Annotated in this window: 13 protein-coding genes; 2 read left to right on the forward strand and 11 right to left on the reverse strand. The window is 45.5% G+C overall.

Annotated elements, in window-relative coordinates:
• Positions 1–115: 115 nt before the first annotated feature.
• The 6 genes from QFZ81_RS23400 to QFZ81_RS23425 form a co-directional block, all read right to left on the reverse strand.
• Positions 116–1,717, reverse strand: a complete 1,602-nt coding sequence (locus QFZ81_RS23400) for a response regulator (RefSeq protein ID WP_307604983.1) — start codon at positions 1,715–1,717, stop codon at positions 116–118.
• A complete protein-coding gene (locus QFZ81_RS23405) occupies positions 1,689–3,482 on the reverse strand; it encodes a cache domain-containing sensor histidine kinase (protein WP_307441031.1) in 1,794 nt (597 codons plus the stop codon). The genes QFZ81_RS23400 and QFZ81_RS23405 overlap by 29 nt, the downstream gene beginning before the upstream one ends.
• A 120-nt stretch (positions 3,483–3,602) precedes the next feature.
• Entirely contained in the window at positions 3,603–5,045 is a 1,443-nt protein-coding gene (locus QFZ81_RS23410; RefSeq protein WP_307604985.1) for a glycosyl hydrolase family 28 protein, read from the reverse strand.
• A 299-nt stretch (positions 5,046–5,344) separates the two neighbouring features.
• Positions 5,345–8,746: an alginate lyase family protein gene (locus QFZ81_RS23415; RefSeq protein ID WP_307604987.1), complete on the reverse strand. Its 3,402-nt coding sequence runs from the start codon at positions 8,744–8,746 to the stop codon at positions 5,345–5,347.
• 41 nt (positions 8,747–8,787) lie between these two features.
• Positions 8,788–9,813, reverse strand: coding sequence for an alpha/beta hydrolase family protein (locus tag QFZ81_RS23420; RefSeq protein ID WP_307441027.1), 1,026 nt, complete (start codon positions 9,811–9,813; stop codon positions 8,788–8,790).
• A gap of 32 nt (positions 9,814–9,845) precedes the next feature.
• Positions 9,846–10,967 carry a glycoside hydrolase family 88 protein gene (locus QFZ81_RS23425; protein ID WP_307604989.1) on the reverse strand — a complete coding sequence of 374 codons (1,122 nt, stop codon included), beginning with the start codon at positions 10,965–10,967 and terminating at the stop codon, positions 9,846–9,848.
• Between the two features lie 107 nt (positions 10,968–11,074).
• On the opposite strand from QFZ81_RS23425, the gene QFZ81_RS23430 reads away from it, so the two are divergent.
• Positions 11,075–11,989, forward strand: coding sequence for an AraC family transcriptional regulator (locus QFZ81_RS23430; protein WP_307441024.1), 915 nt, complete (start codon positions 11,075–11,077; stop codon positions 11,987–11,989).
• Here the strand turns inward: QFZ81_RS23430 and QFZ81_RS23435 are convergent.
• Positions 11,943–13,817 (reverse strand): beta-L-arabinofuranosidase domain-containing protein, encoded by a 1,875-nt coding sequence (locus QFZ81_RS23435; protein WP_307604991.1) that lies wholly within the window; start codon positions 13,815–13,817, stop codon positions 11,943–11,945. The two genes, QFZ81_RS23430 and QFZ81_RS23435, sit on opposite strands and share 47 nt — an antisense overlap.
• 160 nt (positions 13,818–13,977) lie before the next feature.
• On the opposite strand from QFZ81_RS23435, the gene QFZ81_RS23440 reads away from it, so the two are divergent.
• Positions 13,978–14,838, forward strand: coding sequence for an AraC family transcriptional regulator (locus tag QFZ81_RS23440; RefSeq protein ID WP_307604993.1), 861 nt, complete (start codon positions 13,978–13,980; stop codon positions 14,836–14,838).
• An 85-nt stretch (positions 14,839–14,923) separates the two neighbouring features.
• On the opposite strand, the gene QFZ81_RS23445 is transcribed toward QFZ81_RS23440, so the two are convergent.
• The 4 genes from QFZ81_RS23445 to QFZ81_RS23460 form a co-directional block, all read right to left on the reverse strand.
• On the reverse strand, positions 14,924–16,090 hold the full coding sequence (locus QFZ81_RS23445) for a glycoside hydrolase family 88 protein (protein ID WP_307607003.1): 1,167 nt from the start codon (positions 16,088–16,090) through the stop codon (positions 14,924–14,926).
• A 67-nt stretch (positions 16,091–16,157) separates the two neighbouring features.
• The gene (locus QFZ81_RS23450; protein ID WP_307604995.1) at positions 16,158–17,012 is read right to left on the reverse strand and encodes an alpha/beta fold hydrolase; all 855 of its coding nucleotides are present in this window, start codon (positions 17,010–17,012) and stop codon (positions 16,158–16,160) included.
• Between the two features lie 18 nt (positions 17,013–17,030).
• Positions 17,031–18,632: a glycoside hydrolase family 43 protein gene (locus QFZ81_RS23455; RefSeq protein ID WP_307604997.1), complete on the reverse strand. Its 1,602-nt coding sequence runs from the start codon at positions 18,630–18,632 to the stop codon at positions 17,031–17,033.
• A gap of 354 nt (positions 18,633–18,986) precedes the next feature.
• Complete coding sequence (locus QFZ81_RS23460) at positions 18,987–21,056, reverse strand: glycoside hydrolase family 31 protein (RefSeq protein WP_307604999.1); 2,070 nt, start codon at positions 21,054–21,056, stop codon at positions 18,987–18,989.
• Positions 21,057–21,080 lie beyond the last annotated feature (24 nt).

Here is a 21,080-nt window from a genome sequence, read left to right on the forward strand (position 1 = left end):
GCAGCATTTAAAGATGTGTAAAAATTGAAATCAAAATAACACAAACGGAAAAAACCTCTAACCGAATCCTGATACAATGGTGCCAGGTGTCTGTTGAAGGTTGAAGAGCTTGCGTTCATTGCTTCTGAGATTTGTATTCTTGCGGAAGCTTACCGAAGTGTTTCTTAAACATATCACTAAACTGCCTGGCGTTGTTGTATCCTACTAATTCCGCGATTTCATAGACCATCTTATCGGTTTGTAGCAGCAATTTGACAGCTTGCTTCATTCGTACATCCGTTACATACTGTTTGAAATTTTCATTGGTATGCTTTTTGAAGAAGCTGCTGAAATAATAAGGGTTCATATAGATCATGGAAGCAATACTCTCAAGCGTAATGTTTTCGCTATAATGCTGTTCAATATACTCTTTCACAAATTTCATTTGCTGGGCTTCTTTACCTCCGCTAGCCAAATGCAATTGTTCGAGCATATTCGTTACTTTTAAATTCACAAAGGCCTTTAACTCTTCAAATCGATGAAACTGATGCATCCTATGAAGCCAATCCTGCTGTTCCTGCAAGGATGCACTTGATGGGATTCCGACTCCGGCCAGCTCCTCGGTTACTTCGGTAAGCACCGAATAACAGCTCATTACCGCGGCTTCTTTACTTCCACGCGATGAAGCTTCCACTTGTTTGAACAGTTCTTCGGTTATTTGTGACAGTTGATCCTTCTCTTTAGCAAGCAATGCTTGGATAATCGATTGTCTTAATTGACCTAACTGGTACTCCGAAGCATGCATTTCCTTAGTTAAGAACCACAAAGGTATCACTTTACCCGTGCCAGTAAAATAACTGCTTTTTAATGAGTGAAGTGCTGCTGTATAGGAGCTCTTGATCTCCCGAAAATTGGAAACTGTTTCTCCAATACTAACCGTTACGCCAATTTTCAAATAATAACGAATCTTATCCAATATATCTTCGCATAAGGGAAGGATGTCCCGTTCTGCTGAATGATTAACAATCACACATAAATTTTCCGATTTGCGAATCACTACACCCATTCCATACTCGCGGATAAGCTCATCGGCCATATTGGTAATCGCAAACAACAACAGGCGCTTCTCATGCTCCTCCCACCTGCTATTTGTGGCCTGAAGCTGCTCAAGCTCAATTACCAAGATCGTGAACCTTTCATAAGAAAAATGGATTTCCAAAGACTGCAGCTTTCGCTGCACCTCCTCGATCCGAATATCGCCCTCCGTTAATCGATCGAATAATTCCTCTAGCTGCGTATTTTTGTCCTTCTGCTCGTAGACAGCCAGTTTTCCTTTGGAGGACTGCTCATTGTGTTCTTCCTGGAGCATAGCTATAGCTTTATGCACGGCTTCGCGCAAAAGACCTTTCTCAATAGGCTTCACTAAATAATCTACCGCACCGTACGCAAGCGCATCCTTCGCATAAGAGAATTCTTGATAGGCACTGATAAAGATGACCTTCGTATGAAGCCCTTGCTTCTGAATTTCCTTAATCACATCAATTCCTGTGCCGTCAGGCATACTAATATCGGTGATAACCAAGTCGGGATTTTCTTGCTCGATGAGCTCCATAAGCCCCTTTCCCGTCCATGCTTCTCCTACAATCTCGATGCCGAGCTCTTGCCAGGGGATTAGTTTCTTTAAGCCTTTAATGATAATTGGCTCATCATCAGCTATTATGGCGTTCAGCACTTGCATTCACCTCTCCCAATGGAATGACCATCCTTACGGAGGTTCCGATATGTTTAGTGCTATTGATTTCTAAACCGTAGTCTGGTCCGTAGAGCGTTACAATACGATCGTGGACATTCTTTAATCCAATGCTGCTTCCGCCTGAGTCGAGAGAATAGCTGCTTTCCAGCTTTTGACGAACCTGATGAAGCGTTTCCTCCGTCATGCCGACACCGTCGTCATCGACCGTCAAACAAAGAAGATTATCCGCAAGCTTCTCCGCTATGATTCGAATTGTCCCTTTACCCGACTTCGGCATAATGCCATGATATATCGCATTCTCAACGATCGGTTGGATCGAAAGCTTAGGCAAAGAACAACTTAGCACATCCCCTTCAAAACGAAAATCCATAGATAGCTTATGCTCGCCATAACGGAGCTCCATTAGCCGGAAATATTGTTCGATGTTTGTTTTCTCCTCTTGCAAGGCAACTGTTTCTTGGCCATAATCAAGCACATACTTCAATTGATGCGATAACGACAAAATCATATCTCCTACTTCATTGTCATCGTTAGCTACCGCACTCATTCGAATAACCTCAAGGGTATTATACAAGTAATGGGGCCTAATTTGATTCTTTAAAGCATTAAGCTCCGCATGCTTTTGTTTGATCTGAGCAACATAGACCTCATCGATGTAAGATTGCAAGCGCACAACCATTTTGTTGAAACCTCGAGACAACAACCCGAGTTCATCCGCAGTTTGCACGGTTACTTGGGTATTGAAATTTCCTGATTCTACCTTAGCCATTTCACTAGTAATACTGCGAATCGGCTTAGAAAATCTTCTGGAGAACCAGATGGCTACCAAGATGAGCGATACGATACAAAGACCGACGACAATCGTGATCGTATTAATAATTTTCCTGGTTCTCACAACCAGCTCATCTTTATATAGCTCGCCAACAATTTTCCAAGCAACATTGGAATTATCTTTCTGCATCCGAAAATATTCGTTAGAATCGTTCTGCACATAGGTTTGACCTATAGATGCTCGATCACTGCTATATAGGATTCTGTTGTTTTGATCCAGTACATAGACCACATCTTTAGAATTCAACATCATTTGTTGGAAAATTTCATCGAATGCCCCCATGCTTACATCCATATATAAGGAACCTACAATTTCCCCCTCAACACCTGGAGCATTTACCACATTCACTAGGTTTCGGCCAAAGGTAAGTACTTGTTGATTGGAACCGAGATAGTAATTATCAAGATGAGTGGGGAAATAAGACAGCAGATTACGATTCTGTTGGAGCACTTCCCCCCACTCTCGATCAGGGAATTGATAACGAAAATCGAAAGTTCTATTCTGTTTGGTCACCGTTTGATAAGCGCCATTCGGGAATACGAAGAATACACTTTGCAAATGCCGGTCCGTATACAGCACCGTTTGCAGAAAATCATCCACTGTCCGAGTCAAGCGATAGTCACCCTCAAGGGTTTGTGCTGCAATAGTCTCTCCAAGTACTTGCCCTTTGTTCGTACCATAAGAATACATTAGCTTGGATTCATTATTATATCGGTTATACATGTCATCAACATTTTTACTTGCGAACAGCAGCATTTGTTCAAAGTTGGTAACTGCATATCTTTCCAAATAGTTGCTAAATGTATTCAATGAAATATAGCTGAGCGCGAGCAAAGGAATTAACCCTACGATAATAAAGGAAAATGTAAACTTGGCGAAGATGCTCTTACTAAATCGTAATTTGGAAAAAGAATTCAAATGATCGCCTCATTCCTTAACACTGGACTTGTATCCCTATCATAACAAAATTCGCATATTGCGACAAAAAATCCCCGCATCTCTAGGATACAAGGATTATTATTGCAAATACTACTATTATTACTCGCAAAAAGATACGCCCTTTGCATGCTCATTAAGCTCAATGTTCCCCTGCTCAGGGCTCATTATCAACTGGCCATTTATGCGCAGATTGATGAATTGGACACCTTCCACAGCCCGTTCTTTATCATAGCCATAAATGCGATTCGAGTTCGCATTCTTTCCATTATACGAGACGTTCCGGAACGTAATGTTTTCAATTCGGTTGCCTGCAACAGGATTGTAGTCCTTGTTCCAAACGACACGCAGGTCAAACAATTGACCTAATTCAAATTCCTCCACCCGAATGTTATCATAGGTTACATTTCGGACCGTATTCTTATCTCCTGCGTTAATCGCCATCGCTCCCCAATAATTAACTTGTGGCTCATGGTGCTCAAGAATATCGATATTTTCGAACAGCACATTCTCAATCGTATCCCCATCCTGGTGATGGTCACCGTGGGTTCCGATCATCAACGCATGAGCGACATCCGCCCAAAATATCGAATTGCGCACTGTTAGATTTCTCGCATCACCATGATAGTCCCAGCGTGTACCATAAAAGGCTATGCAATCATCGGATGTGCGTAAAAAGACATCATCAATCTCGATGTTCGAGCTCGCCATCATATCGATGCCGTCCGACCAACCGCGTGTGCTAAACGACTTGAAGTTACGAATACAGATATGTTCCGACTTCCCGATATAAATACTATAATGCGGTGGATCCAAGGTCATGATGCCTTCGATAGATATATGCGTGGAAAATAGGATTCGAATACCTCGAAATGCAGAGAAGCGATGAAAGTCAGACAAATAGAGGAACCCTCTGCCCCGAATTTGGACATTCTCCACATGCTCGCAAACGAGCGATCCTACTACGATTGCACCTCCAGCTATATAAACGGTCGTGTTTGACGGTATGCGCAGGATGGTTTCCTCCAAATAATGCATACCTGGAGCAAAGTAAATGACTTCGGGCGTCTTGCCTCCTGGTATAACAGGTGTTGCGGCCAAGCGATAGATATCCTCGGTACGATGTATGGCAGGCTTTAGCACAAGTACTTTCGGATCGTCCTGTTGTGGAACATTCTCTTCTATTGGGTTGGCAAAAAGATGAAGGTTACTAAAACGATCACCATTGATTTCGATAGACAGCTTACTTGGTCGATCCAGTGAAAAAGCAACCCTATTTTCGTCGCTCGAAAAAGGTATCTGGGATGATAGCGGACGTATGACCGCTTGGTCGACTTCTTGGTTTAGCACTGTCACCTGAACCTCAACCGTTCCTTCCATGTCGAAATAAACCATCGATGCTGAACGAACGTTATGCATATCAACTTTTACTTCATAAACGAACAGTTGCTGCCACTCTTGTCCAGGTGTTCGAACACTTACAGAAAAGTCATTCCTTCCAATAGCACCTTTTGGTGCCTCATAGACGATTAATCTGTTAGTCATTATTTCCTCCAGAGTATCACATATCTATAACTCCCGCTTCCATCGGATTTTGGCAGGGTTGCGGTACTACTATTATAATGAACTAAATTCCGATTTGGAGTGTGGTATTTTAAGATACATGTACGGTTTTTATAGACATTTAATGCCTGTTTAATCTGATTTCCGACCCTATTCGGCAGAGAGCGCGCTGGCACGAAAGCTGAGAGGTCTTTTTCCGGCGTCTCAGGACACTTTCGCTCCACTCGAGCCAGTGAGACAGCATTTTCTGCCTTCTCAGGCTGCAACGAGTTGCATATTTATTACCTACCACACGCTAATTCATTGCGAATGAGAATACCATTCTTGTATTCCATGATATTGACTGTTATTTCGTCATGTTCAATATGATGAACAGTGATGATTTGTGTTCTGCCGTCTTTAAGAATCACTTCGACCGTATTTTCATCGGCAGCATTCACGGATAAGATCATGCTTTCCGTCTCGAAAGGTTCAACGATGGTGATATAGCGGCCAATTTTACCCTTAGTTTTAGTTCTTACAGCATACGTTTTGCGTCTTTGGGCTTCATCACCTGGGAAGGCATCGGCTCCAATCAATCCTACAAAACGCAAAGCATTCATTCCTGATAAATCAAGGGTTAGGGTGCCAACCATGTCATGGTCAATTGGGCTTGTAGGTATGGACGTCGGATATTCATTTCCTACGATTGTAACCCGTCCCCCCTCGTAATCCTTACCTATACCGAAGCCACGATCAATATTTTCGTAGACCACGTCTAAATCGCAAAGATTTTTCTGTCTGCCATCTACTGTGACCACATAAGCCTCACCCCAGAAAAGCCCTTGTTTTGTTTTTTGCGGATATTTTTGTTCGTTGTAGGTAGGATTATTTTTGACTCTTAAAGTTAATGTTCTAGCCCCTTGAAGATCTATATCACACTTCCTTTCGCATAGGAGCCATGCGCCAAACTCGCCTTCTGCCTTCACTTCACCATCTACTTCAACTTGGTACTCTAACGGTATCGTATATCCATGATCCTCTGCCGTTCTGCCTACGATTTGAATCGATTGTTTAGGCCATGCGGTGTGTACATCCATTTTCAATAAGCCAGGTGTATTATGAGCTGTTCTCGTACCACGCATATCTTCACCTTCACCAAAGATGGTTTCAAAGCTTGCCACACTTGTGCCGCCCACTTCATACCAATGACAATCCGTTATAAATTGCGCATCGGACAAAGGGTTTTCGGTAAATTGACTAGTATGCTTCCGTTCACTCAAGATATCAGCCTTTATTCCTTTGAATCCTTTTATTTGGAACAAACTATCATATTGATGCTCTGTTTCTCCTTTAAGGTAATCAAATAAAACAAGATAATCGTCGGTTACCCCCATCACTCTTTTTTGCGTGATTGGTTCTGTGAACTCTGACAATTCTCCATACGGAGGGGCATCTTTCACTTCTGGCAATGAACTCGCATTCATCTTGCTTCTTTCTTCTAACGTTTCCGTCTCATTGTAAATCATTCCGCCATAAGGAGGACAGGACCACTTCGAATTAGTCTCTATTGCAACTGCCTGAATCGCTTTTCCGCTATAAAATAAAAATCTTTTGGAGCTACTTGGCACCTGCATTTTTTCATCGACTACGACCATATTTTTGGTCATCGAGTTTTGGACATAGAATTTGTACATAAAATGCGGATAACCCCACCATACATGCTCAGGGTTATAAAAGCTGCGCCCATAACGCATAATGGATAAGACTTCCGTACGATCAAAATGTCCATGAGCATATCCATGTGAGCCATATCGAATAACCGCTTGGATTTGGTCCTTCTGCTCTCTATTTTCAGTCTGACTTCTTAACATGGCTATGCCAACATTATCCGCATAAGCATTGTTTTTAACGTAAAAAGAACGATATTCCGGCAATTCTGCATGTCCAAATATCGGGTCCACAGTGACATTTTGATGGATAACAGGGATGTATTCCGGGTCCTTATAATAGCTATAAGCCAAGTCGAAAGTCGAGCCAAAGTGCACTCCCTCTAATTTCCTTTCATCGGAGTCACTAATACCAAACATAACCCCCCTGTAATCCAAAAATGGGATCGTCGCATCGAACATGTCTTTGATGCAGACATAGTTCTTTCTATTACCACCCCACTTTTTGTTATACATACCGAATCTTACTTTTGCATCTTCACCGTTATAGGTACTGTTCACTTCATCATTAAATGGGATCGGGAAATGCGTATGCAAAATGTTAATTCCGAAAGGAAGCAAGGCATGTGCGGTATGGATATACATGGAGGATACCCATGTGTTATACCCAACGGAACATTCATGCCACCAGCCGTCATTAAACAAACCATATTTCAAGTGATGAATGGAGCCCCCCATGCCGAATGCAAAACGTAAGGCTCGCTCGATATCTTGGGTAGCCAGCGCACAATAAAAAGCGCCTGTTATTTCTGATAATAACCAATTAGAAATATGCCCTTGATGTAGATGTGTATCTAAGATATCCATATAGATGCGGAACGTTTTTTCTACCCCTTGGTGTTCTTCAGGCGTCAAAACACCTGCTTGATGAATAATATCGTAGGGGATCGCTAGGTGCTGGAAGAAATGTCCTTCCTGTACATAGCTCTGGCTGCAGCCTTTTTTCTTTCTCGGATACCCTATTTCCTCATCTATGAAATAGCGTAGGAATTTAGCCACTTTCTCAGCATATTTGATGTCTTCGGTAAGCGCATAAGCATACGCAGCTGACATGATATTATGTTCTTCACTTGTGTTATAGCAGTAATCTCGTTCTTCTACGGGAGGTTTGACTTCCCAAGCATTCGCGGTTGCTATTAACTTATCATACTCCGGTTTGAATTTCGGATACTTATCAATCTTCTCCTTGGTTTCTTTCCACTGCTGCTTATTATGATAAATATAAGGATGCGGTAATCTTCTTAATGTTTTGAACTCGACTTTATGGACGCTTTCACCATTTGCTATAAAGTTAAGGATCGTATTTTCATGCCCGCCCGCTACCATATAATCATGTACTTTTACAATCGCTGTTATGTCCTGTCTGGCATTCGGCTCTAATACAAATTGGGATGGCGTAACAATAGGAAATAAAGATTCCCAGCCTTCAAATACTTGTTTGATGAGAACATTTTGTTTGGTTTCCGAACAATTATATACACTCATCGTATATACGACTTCTTCACCTACATTACCGGATTTACCCAACACATTCGTTTCAACAAATATCTGATCCCCTCGATGAAGGCTTACCGAAATTAATTCAGCATTCCCTTGCAGTTCAAAGCTTTTCAGAAATCTCCATATATCCCCTTTACTCATTTCTATTTCAAAATCGGACAGCTTCAGCTTTACATCATGCTTCCCAGACCCAGCGAGTAGAATTCTCGCGATAACACTCCTATTATCGATAAAACTAGCTTTGACCGTTATTTCAATTTCCTCAGCATGCGCGTTCAAATGAAGCTTCAATCCATGCCAGCCCATTGCTTCAAGCGAAGAGTCATTGCCTCTTTCAAATCCGATGGGATACCAGCCTACAGCATTAGGGGGTGTTGGGTATTCAATATTTACAGTCTCTCTTAAATCATAACCATGATCGCTTTGTTGTCCTACGACATGCCATTCTTCCAATAGATGAATAAGATTTAACACGAACTCACCTCCATATTGTTATAATTGCCGAACGAATTTCCTTATGATCGCAGGCACTCCGCAAGCCAATCAAAGGACTTACGTCCCGATATTTCGTGACTACCCGGAAAAAGATCCGATTGAAAACAATCCAGAGCATTCATGCCCATATAAATCTCCTTAAGCTCCGTAATAGCCTCGCGAACATTCTTTACTGGAAAGATTGGATCGTTCTCGCCTGATTCTACAAACAAATTACGAGGGGCTATTAAACCGATGAGCTCCGGTTGTTCGGCATCGGTCAGGATACCGGGTAAGTAATTGTCGATGCAGTGATGCATGGCAAGAATGCTTCCCTGAAACGTATTCGTCCACCCGGCAAGCACGGTGGCTTTAATACGGTCATCTAGTCCTGCCGTAAATGCGCTGATCAGACCTCCTCCGGAAAAGCCGAAAATCCCGATGCGGTTAGCTATGACATCATCTCGGGATTGTATGTAATCCAGCGCCCGGATCGCTTCGTAAACCCGCATGCCCGCCAATGTTCTACCGAACATCAACAATTGGGATGACAGCGTGCCGCAGGAACTGTAGTTTGGATTCGCTTGGATCTCTTCCGCCATCCGACGCACTCCGAAACCCATGATTTCCGGGATGACCACAAGCAGCCCCCTCTTCACCAGTTCGACAGCAAAACGATTATGGATTCCGGGTTCGTCCAACACGCTGCCGTTCGGAGCCAGACCAACAGCGTCTCGTTGACCATTGCCATGTCCATGGCAAGCCAGCACAGCAGGCCATGAGCTATTTCCATCTTTCGGTACCAACACCATGACAGGGACGTCTACGGATTCCATAGTTGTATATTGAATGTGCTCAAGATAATAATCGCCGTAATCTTTCGTCTCCAGCACAATTGGCTGAAGTGGTGTTACCGTTCCGGGAAAGCTTCCCAGCGCTTGCTTTAATCGGTTGCTCAGCTCCTGCCGATCTACTCCGATATCTTTCTTTCCTGAGCGCTGCTTAAGTCGCTCATTCTTCGTTTCCTCGTACAATCGCTTCAGAAATTCATCCGTTGTCCAGTTCATGCTGCTTCCTCTCTTCCAATTGATTATTATAATCAAAAAATGCGGTGCTTCCATCCATTAAGCTTGGATATCGCTTCCACGTAGTAATAATCGCCATAAATAAGTGATACATCAATAAACGAAGTTCCGCTGCCGGTGGCATGGAGCAAAATGGCTTCGTGCTCCGGCTGATCCCAAGTCGCATAGTTCTCAGTCAGCGAACGCAGGATCCGCTCTGCTGCACCGGCGTACAACCTCTTTTCTCCTGCCGGTACGAAATCTGCAAGATCAAGTAAGCCTGAAGCGGCAATCGCCGCTGCTGAGGTATCCCTCGACATCCCCTCTTCCGATTCTAAGCGGAAATCCCAATACGGGACATGATCCTCAGGCAGCGCTGCAATGAAGTAATGTGCGATCCTCTTCGCTGTATGAAGAAACCGATCATCCCCCGTGTGACGATACGTATTCACAAAACCGTATAATCCCCAGGCCGTACCACGGCTCCATGATGATTCCGGAGACAAGCCTTGGCCGCCAAAGTTTTCGATATAAGCACCAGTCTCTGCGTCGAATGAAAGGATGTGCTTCGTCGATCCATCCTCTCGGATGCCATATGCCATCGTCGTCTCGGCATGACGAATCGCCATATGTTTATACCTAGGATCACCAGTCACCTTACTAGCCCAGAACAGAAGTGAGATGTTCAGCATGCAATCGATAATGATCCAGCCGGGTACTGGTTTACCATCAGGTCCATTATTCCAGGCTCGGATAAATCGCCCAACAGGATTATAACGTGCTGCTAGAAAATTCGCTGCCTCAATCCCTCGACGGAATCCATCCTCATCCCCTGTTAACGTATTTTTGATAACAGCTGTTGGCAGAAATTGAAATCCTACGTCATGATGCAGCTCCTCCGTCGGTTTCACGAACCACTCTTCCAGAAGGCCATCCCAGTGCCAGACAGCCTCTTTATAGTAATCCTTGCCTGTCATGTCATTCATGATCCACAGTATGCCCGGCCAGAAGCCAGTCGTCCACCAATCGGAGCCGATGTCGTCAAACTTGCCGTCTTCCCCTGCGAAATGCGGACATTTCGTACCCATTTGATCCATCGTGCGTGTAACTTTTCTATCGAGCCTTGCCATGATGTCTTGCCAATATGTTGTACTCATTATGAATACCTCCATCTGTTTTTATCCATTATAGATCACCATTTCACGCAAAAGTTATGATACAATATCAACAAATGTTCATATTTTGTCATATAGGAGGTAGCCCTATGAACCGGCTATTCGAACCTGTTATCTTTGATCATAAAGACATCGTTTGGGATTATCACCTCAGGTCTGAAAATGGCTTCAAAGGGTACTATCACTGGCATCAATGCTGCGAAGCAGTCTTCGTACACGAAGGACAGGGCAGCATCGTCCTGAATCGCCAGGCTTACGAAATCAGACGAGGAATGTTCTTCTTCTTCCAGCCTTTTCAACTCCATCGTATTCACGCAATGGTTAGTCCTGAAACACCCTATGTTCGATCCATCTTTTATGTAGATCCTGTTCTCATTGAACAACAATTACGTCCATTCCCGAAAAAGCACGCCCTTTTTACTGCATTATGGCAAGGTAGTGACCGTAATCATGCTTATGATCTTTCCCTACAAGCAGAATCGATAGAATGGATTTACTCATCCTTTAATCGCAATAACGATGATAACGTTCGCGATTGTGAAGATATCACTTTGCTTTTGCTGCAACTTTTGAATGTTGTGGACAGTGTGTACGCGAAAGTGAAAGATGTACAAGAGGCATTGCGAAGAAATCCGCGTTACTCGGAAACGATTATGAGTTGGATCGAAAAGCATTATCAGGATGACGTTAGTCTTGAAAATTTGGCCAAAGAAACACATCTGTCCACGAGCTACATTTCTAGAGTTTTTCGTCAGGAGACAGGCAGCAGCGTAACGGATTACTTGACGGCCAGACGGATGAAACAAGCCTGCAGACTGCTCGAGACGACGGATTTGGCGGTCGAGGAAATCGGTATTCGAATCGGCATACCGAACGCCTCTTACTTTATTCAGCTCTTCAAAAGGGTGGTCGGAATAACTCCGCTCAAATACAGGAATGATAGAAGCGCACCATCTCTTAAGACGTCTGGATTGGAAAATAAATCGAATAACTTTCATCTTTAACCTCATACAAAGGAATGAACCTAAATCCGCGGTCCACCGCCTTAGTGCGGTAATATCCGGGATTCCACCAGCCATGGTTCCGCTCTCGGTCAGGAGCCAACATCGTATCCGGACGAGAAGGATCCCCAGAAAGCACCCGTTCCTCACTGGTTAATCCCGCAAGCACGATCGGACCATCTAAGAACGCATAGGTACCTGGCTCTCCAGGAAGAGGTTCAGCCGTTAACGCCTTCGAGAATTCGATGGTAATCGTATCGCCACTAAGCCATTCTCGGGTGAGTTGGAAGAAGGACGATGCTTCTGCCACTCCCTGCGCCTGTTCGACGCCATTCACTGAAATCTTTGGGTGGCCCTTCAGCCACCAAGGCAAGCGCAGCTTCAATGTAAATGTAGAAACTTGCTCAACCTTGACGGTAATTTTATAAATGAAGCTGTCCGGACGTTGAACCGGAATGGATGGAATGCTCACTTTCGTAATCGCGGTCATACCTTCAACGGACCAGTTGTTAAGTGGATAAATGCCGTGCTGTCCGTCCTGTTCCAAGCGGATACTTAATGCGCTGCCGCCGTGATCACAATGCAGCTCGGAAGGCAACCATTGACAGACGGTGATTCCGCTCTCTTCCTCCATGAAAATTTGCGAATCATAGGATGCGTTAGCCTGCATAAGCGTACCGTGACAGCACCAGAAGTGCTGAGTTGGTGAGCCCCATGTTTTTTTGCTGCCTGCAGCTGCACCGAGGAAATATGAGATCATGCCAGTATCCCCATGTTGATGAGCAAGCACACCATTCATAAACCGACGCTCCCAATAGTCGGCATAAATAGGATCACCCGTCCAGCGGAGCAGCACTTGCGCAAGGCGCATCATGTTGTAGTTGCAGCAGTGCTCCTGACCGACGCCGAGTCTGGCAGCCATTTCGTTTGCCGGCATCCATAGCTCGCCATTGTCGCCTGCCCCTGTAGCAACATAACCTCGGTTTGTGACGGCAGTGGCCCAAAACGCTTCCACTATTTTGCGGTACCGTTCATCCCCTGTTACTTCCCAAACCCGTGCAGCACCAAGAATCTCAGGAATTTGTGTATTGGCATGCTTGTTCGTCAGTACATCTTTTCCTTCCATCAGCGCATCGAAAAATCGCCGCCGATCGTATCTCCATATGAGCTCGAGATGCTTCTCATCGCCGGTAATCCCATACAGATCCGCCCAAGCTTCCAGCATGCCTCCGGTCTCAAGATCTAGCAGATCGTCCATCTGCTCCTGCGAGAATTTCCCCGTCCAGCGATAAAACCAGGCTGCGATTCCTGAAATCAGATGTACCGCATGCTCATTATCCGTGATTGCATAGATTTCATATAATCCCATAAGCAGTTTATGAATCGTATAGTGAGGTGCCCATACGAATTTACCACTAGCTATGCGGTCCATATATGTTTCTGGGAACGCAGCAAGCCACTCCCCTCCATTCGCTTCTTGACAGCGCTTCAATTCAGCTACGATATAATCAGCCTTTGCTTTCACTAACAGATCGCCAGTTTGCGCATATATCCGCGCAGCTGCCGAAAGCCAGTGTCCCATAATATGTCCTCGCAGCTCGCAGGTTGGCGATTCCCAACCCCAATGCCAATGCTCCGGACCATCCATGCTTGTGGTCGTAGCACTAGTAGTGCCGCCGTTGCCGCTATAGCTCCACAGCCCTGCTTCCAGATAAAAACTACGGAGTAAATTCTCATTGGTCAGGCTCATCATGTACTGTTTATTTAGTTCAAACCGCTTCTTGAGTGGACCCGGTAGCAATTGAACGTGTCCCGCCGGAAAGTCTCTCATGACCGTTTTTCCTCTCATCACTTTTCACCCATTCTTTTTTTTGTTTTCTTTTTCATTTTAATGTTATGATATACTTCACTCCATGCACTATATTTTGAATTTACATATACTTTTTTTGTTATTTAATGAACAACAAGCATGCTGAGAGAGGAATCGCTCTATGGACAAGTTCTTTGATTTAACTGCGGACCGATTCCCGTTGATCCGGGATATTGGCTTGAACCAAACGGATACACGATATACCCATCCTGACCGTATTCTGGACTACCATGTATTCCTTTATGTCGCCAAAGGAGGCATGCAAGTCATTGAGGAAGGATCTTCCTATGTTGTAGGTGAACAAGAGTATTTATTCTTAAATAAAGGCTTACACCACTGGGGCTTACCTGAGACGCTGGCGGGAACTTCCTGGTACTGGATACATTTCGACACAGTCGCGGACGAACGCAAGGATTACAAAGACCATACCCCGCGTCCTGAGCTGGAGTATTACTATCCCGATCATTATCAATACCGTATCGTACTGCCCAAATTTGCTAAAGCACCCCTAGGAACAGAGAAACGACTTCATGCTATGATCCATGGAATGCATGATTCAGCTGCTCACAAAATGACACGGACTAGCTTGAACGTCTATCAATTCTTCCTCGAACTGCATGCGGCCGCTTCCGATCAGGATGGAATCGCCGAAGCTGCTCGTCGGACGACAGACCGAATCATGACCTATTTGGTGGCACATCTCGAGGAGCCTTTCGATGCTGCCAGACTGCAAACACACTTGAACATGAATTACAGCTACATTTCTGCCTCATTCAAAAGAGCAACTGGCAAAAGCATCGTAGAGACTCATACGATGTTAAAGCTGAACAAGGCGATCGAGCTGATGCGACTAAGCTCGTTGAACTTAGCGGAGATTAGTGAGCGGCTCGGGTATCAGAATCCTTTTTACTTTAGTAGGGTGTTCAAGAAAGTTTATGGCGAATCGCCATCAGCGTACATGCGGCAATTCTACAAGTCTTAAACAAAAGGGGCAGATCGAATTTAACATTCGTCGCCCCCTTTTGTTGTTCAAATCATATAAAATTTAAAATCACACTCTTGCCTGACTACCAGTATGGCTTCCAATCTTTCACAACGCGAATTAATGCTTCAAAATAGAAATAATCGCCCCAAATGTTGCACTCGTTGATGCCCATTCCGCGTGGCTTGTTGTACACGGCGTGAATCAACACGCCATTTGACTCTGGGTAATTCTTGGCTGTGTAGTTTTCGTGAAGTGATTTCAGGATGTGCAGCGCCGCATTCTCGTAGACGTTCTTCGACGGGTCTAGAAGCGGCAATTGTTTGGAGAGTTCGAGCAAACCGCTTGCGGCAATCGCAGCCGCCGAGCTATCCCGCTCCTGTTCATTGCCTTCTAAGAAGATCAAATCCCAGTAGCAGACAAGATCGTCCGGCAGACGGTTAAGAAAATAATTTGACAGCTTCTTGGTCAATTCGAGCAGTTCTGTATCACCCGTATATAAATAGCTGAGAGGGAAGCCGCTGATTCCCCAGGCTTGACCACGCGACCAGCATGTATCATCGGCATAGCCTTGATGAGTTCTTCCGAATCTCGGCAATCCCGTTTTCACATCCATATAAAAGGTGTGGTACGTCGATGCATCCTCTCTGACAATAAAGGCAGCTGCCTGCTTGACGTGACTTCTCGCTGCTTCGGCATACCTCGGCTCGCCCGACACTTCAGTCGCCCAGTACAGAAGCGGCAGATTCAAGTTGCAGTCGATGATCATTCTGCCCTGCTGTTCGGGGTCGCTGAGTTCTCCCCAAGCCTGAACGATGCCTGCTTTATCAAAGTAGCGTTCCATTAATAAATCCGCTGCGAGCAAAGCTGTCTGCTTAGCCTCTTCATTGCCGGTTAGCTTATAAGCAGCGACACAAGACAGAGAATACAGAAAACCAATATCATGCGTATTCGTTTCGATCCGTTTCTCTACGCGTTCCTTGTAGCCTTGAAGTTGGCTTTCCGCGACATGGCGGTATTTTTCATCCCCTGTATATTCGTAAGCAAGCCACAGCATACCCGTCCAGAAGCTCGAAGTCCACTCCACATTGTCAATGCCCGGATAAATCAGATTTTCGCTTGCAGGCGCCGGAAATTGATGCGTGAATGCTTCCAGATTACGATCGATTTGCTTAAGAATAAAACCAATGGCTTCCTCTGCAAATGTTGAATCTATGACTGGCGGTTGTCCAAACTGCTCCAGACGGCTCAATGGTTCCAAATTAATCGTATGCACACCTTATCACTCTTTCTTTTCATTGTAGACTATCTTCTTTTTCTCACTGTTCCTGTTCTTCAAAAAAGAGTTCCAGCACGTTCGTAAAAACTTCCGGTTGCTCCATATTGGAAAAATGACCTGCATCTGCGATATCCGCTCTACGAGCGGATGGTACCAGATGGAGCAGCTTTTCCGACGAACGGATGCTGCCTTCTGAGTCGTCGCTCCCAATGATGACAAGAATTGGCGTTCGGACACCGCGTGCGCGAAGGCCTCGTGCGAGATCCGGACCGATCAGGCACTTAGGTTCTCGATGCCTCAGCGTCCATGCAGACCAGTCGCCAATCATTCTCCATAGCTGGTCACGAATTTCATCCTTGTATTTCCCGCAGCTCTCCATCAGATTAATGAACCATTCGTCTACTTTCTCTTGGATCGACGGATCGTTACGCTTTGGTCTTGACGATTGGGACTCGTGAGCAGAACCTGCATCTTGAAACGGTTCGTTATTTACAGTCTCATCTTCCTCATTCGCATAGATGGCTCCGCTCGCAACGGAGACAGTCATCACATGATCCGGATGAAGATACAGAAAGTCCAGTGCTACAAAGGCCCCCAAGGATAAACCAACGATATGTGCTTGCTTAATGCCCAGATGATTGATTACTTTGTACAGATCCTCGGCATGTAAATAAACTTCTCCCTCTTGCGGCATATCGGAAAGGCCGTAGCCTCTTAAGTCATAACGAAGTACCTGATACCGGGTAGCTAAACTCGCAAACTGAGCGTCCCACATTCTATGATCTACGGAATGTCCGTGAAGCAGGATGACAGCAGGTCCTGATCCGGAGACTTCGTAGTAGAGCTCTTTTCCACCGATGTCAAGACGCCCTGAAAGGATTTCCCGATTATTCATATTTAACCTATCCTTCCGTTACAAAAGCTCACGATAAGTAAAATAATCGAAATCGGCATGATGTCCGCCGCCACTCATATCCTGTGCGCATATGCCGACCATTGCGCCTGTAAAGCCCAGCTTTCCAGCGTATTCGTCGGAAAGGACGCCGAAATCAAGCGCAGGCCCAATGTTCGACCAACTGCTTCCGTCTGCGCTGACGGCAAACTGAAGCACCCCTTGCTCAATCGTCACTCGCAAATAGCATCGTTCCCAGCCATCGGCAATAACGACATTTTCGAGAAGCTCTTCGTATTTACCCCCGACACTTTTGGCGATGCCAATATGTTTGCCCAGGTGTTCATCATGGCTAATACGCAGATAGTAATAATCCTGTTCGTCGTAGTAGCAAACGAGACCGGCCATATGGAAGAAAGACTGCGGATTAAATTCGACACATGTTTCCGCTTCGCACTCAAAGTGCTGCACACGACGCGCCACCATGCTTTGTTTGTGCCAGGAATTCAGAGACTCCCTGCCGCGCAAGCGAAGATAACCCGGACGCTTCTGCAATGAGAGCCAGCTTTCATCAGCCGGCGTTCGCAGCGTACTGAAATGAATATTCAGCTGAGGAGCATCGAAATCGTCCCTCTCCGATACAGGGGCGAATAGATGCGGCTCCAGCCCAGGAGCCGCGACTTCAAGCGAAGGAAGCCGGGTACCGTTTTCAAGGCGGGGCCATCCATCCTCCGTCCAAACGATCCGTTGGATGTTTGTTTCACGTCCGAGCGGGTTCAAACGTCTTCCATCAGGAAGAACGCGTATCGCCAGATGGGAGATATACCATTCTCCGTTCTGAGTCTCTACGAAGGCCGCATGGCCTGCATTTTGCAGTGGATGTTCACGATCATAAGCCGTCGTCATCATCGGATTATCGGGAGCTGTTTCATACGGTCCTTCGATACTGCGGGAACGGGCGACGGTAACTGCGTGGTTGCATCCAGTACCACCTTCTGCAGTAATCAAATAATAGTAGCCGTCCTTCTTGAACATACTAGGCCCCTCGGTGACGCCAATTTCAGTTCCTCGATAAATGACCGACTCTTCTCCAACCAACCTGCCCTCGGCATGATTGTATTCCTGCATCAAAATACCGCTAAAGCGCGGACGGCCTGTCCGGAAATCCCAACGCATCTGCATCAGCCATTTGCGTCCATCGTCATCGTGGAACAATGAGGGATCGAATCCTTTGGCGTTCAGATAGATCGGCTCTGACCATGGACCCATGATATTTTCAGCCGTAATCAAGTAATTGTGCAAGTCTTTAAACACGCCCTTGCGCCCCACTACATTCGTATAAAGCAGATAGAACGTACCGTTATCGTAAGTCAGATTCGGCGCCCAAATACCGCCAGAGCTAGGTACGCCGAGAAGCTCAAGCTGATCGGCCTTTGACAACGGATGGGTCAGCAGCTGCCAATGGACCATATCTCGCGAATGATATATCGCAACCCCCGGAAACCACTCGAACGTCGATGTCGCAATATAATAGTCATCACCGACCCGCACCATCCATGGGTCTGGGTTAAAGCCGGTCAACACGGGATTCGTAATTTTCAATTTAGCTTCTGATATTGTCATTTTGTTCCTCCTGCATTTTCTTTTTAAATGAATCCACACTTCACTTGAACGTTAAGAGTCTCTAGGGACTCCTATTTTTACAAAATACGGTGGAAATGAAGAGATAGCAGTCTCTAAAGGCTCTTATCCGATTGCTTTTCTCCCGAATTCACACTTTACTTGACGGATAAGAGTCTCTAGGGACTCTTATTTTTACAAAATACGCTGGAAATGAAGAAATAGCAGTCTCTAAAGTCTCTTATCCGATTGCTTTTCTCCCGAATTGATCCCTTGTGGAAAAATCGGACTTTTATTATGAAATTGACTCAAATATATGTCGCTTTGTTCTTCAACTTATTTCCCGTTGCGCAAGAATTACTTAAACAGTTCCCAATCGGTTATGTTATATTGTTTGCCCGTATAGTTGCCTATGCGTTCAACATCAACACCTTCGTTCCAAGTTAGCTTCACCCAATTAAAGCTGCCTTTTCGGTATTCGAATGTCGTTCCGTCATCCTCATAAAGGAAGCAATCCGACGGTCTGTCTCCATAAGCTCTAACGGTGATGTCGAAGGTGGCATTATCGGAAACATATGGCAAAGGTTTGGCAAGCGGCAGAAGCGTACCCTCTTTCACGAATACCGGAATACGTTCCAAGCCCGGCGCAAAGGTGTATGCTTGTCCGCCTTCATAGGCCTCATTTGTCCAAAAACACCGCCAGTAGCCTTTCGGGAGATACACGCTGCGCTCTGCTGTGCCTGTTACTATTGGCGCTACAAGGATGGAATCACCCATCATGTAGGCATCTTCGATTCCGTACGTGTTTGGGTCATCCGGGTAATCCATAACAAGCGCCCGGAAAGGCGGCAACCCTTCCATACTATATTTCGCATAACTTGTGTACAGGTAAGGGATCAATGACATACGTATTTCGAACAGCGTTCGGCAAGTGTCTCGAATATCTTCATAATTATCGAGGAATTCACCACGTATGTTTTTGTCGCGGTCCACTTGCATCCATGGCGGATTCGGAATTCTCCAGCAGTTGAGCAAGGCCATTGGCGAGAAGACTGCCGTTTGAATCCTTCGAATCAAATCCTCGGGGGAATCCGCTTGACGGACTTCGGGCGACCATAAAAGCCCAGAGAATCCGCAGTTTACGACACCGCGTATAAACACCTTGTGATTGTATAGATCGCTGTAAAGCACAAAGGGAAACGGCGAAGCAAGAGCTCCGGAGGATCGGACTTGAGATAGCGTCCTTCGGCCATTCGCTTCGAAAGGAGCCTGAATGGCGGATTGATATAGCGTTCCCAGTTGGTTGTGCATCTGCTCCCCGTCCATCCCTGATGGGAATGTCGCTATATCCGGAAATGACCAATTGGAATGCACAAAGTCGGAGCTGTCACATTCATCTAATTTAAATCCGGATATCCCTTTTTCTACAAACTCCTTCAAATGATGGTTGGCGAAGATATCTCTGGCTTCCTTTACGGACAGGTCGGGGACAAGACCTTCCCAAACCTCGTAATCACCGGAATATGGCATCAACTCTTCGTACATAGGGGAAGTCGGATGCACAAAGAGATGCTCCCAGAGGTTAACCCGGTAACTCATATCGTATAATTCATCGAGCATCTCTTCATGGGCCGGGAAACGGCTTTCATCCCATACAAAAGAGCAAGAATAAGCCTTCGTTTGCCAACCAGGCTCAAAGCCAAACACATCGACCGGCATTCCATCATCCCGGAAGCACTTGGCGAGCCGCATGACATCCTCACGTGAGGCTGCACTGTAAGCCCGGTACCACATCCCGAGTCCCCACATAGGAGGAAGAACGCCTCCTCCGGAAAACAGATTATACCGCTGCACGGCGGTCACCATGTCCGGACCTTCAAACAAATACACATCAATGCCTTCCGCTGATGGAATATCGACAACAACCGATCGATCACCCTCCGTAGTCTGGTAGCCGTACAATTCTATTTCAGAAGTCCCGATTTCCTTCTGTTCAAATTTCTTGTTCTCCGAAGCCCCTTTACGTAAATTAGTCCCGCAATAGAAAGTTGCGTAGCGCGATGTGTCAACGAAGACGCCATATCCTGCGGTCGTTACATAAAACGGTACAGGTGCATGACTATCTCCTGTATCGGCCACGGGATCACTGTTGACACGAATTACTTTCTTCCTGCCTGTGTGATCCACACGATGCAATTGCAGCCCAAAACCATAAATATGCTCCTCGGCTTTCAGAGGAAGTTCAAGATAAATCCCTCTTGCCGATTGCTTAATCACGATGTCACTAAGCGAGAAGGGCGAAACTCCATGGCAATCGAGTTTCGCAAGTTCTTCCGTTCTCACTTCCGTTTCACGTAGATTGACTGGAGTATGGGATTCGGGCTTTCCGAAACGCACTCTCCAAATGCCATTTGCTATTTTGTCCATCGTTAAACCTCTTTCTGTGTTTTG

The sequence above is a fragment of the Paenibacillus sp. V4I9 genome (genome assembly GCF_030817295.1).
GTDB lineage: Bacteria > Bacillota > Bacilli > Paenibacillales > NBRC-103111 > Paenibacillus_E.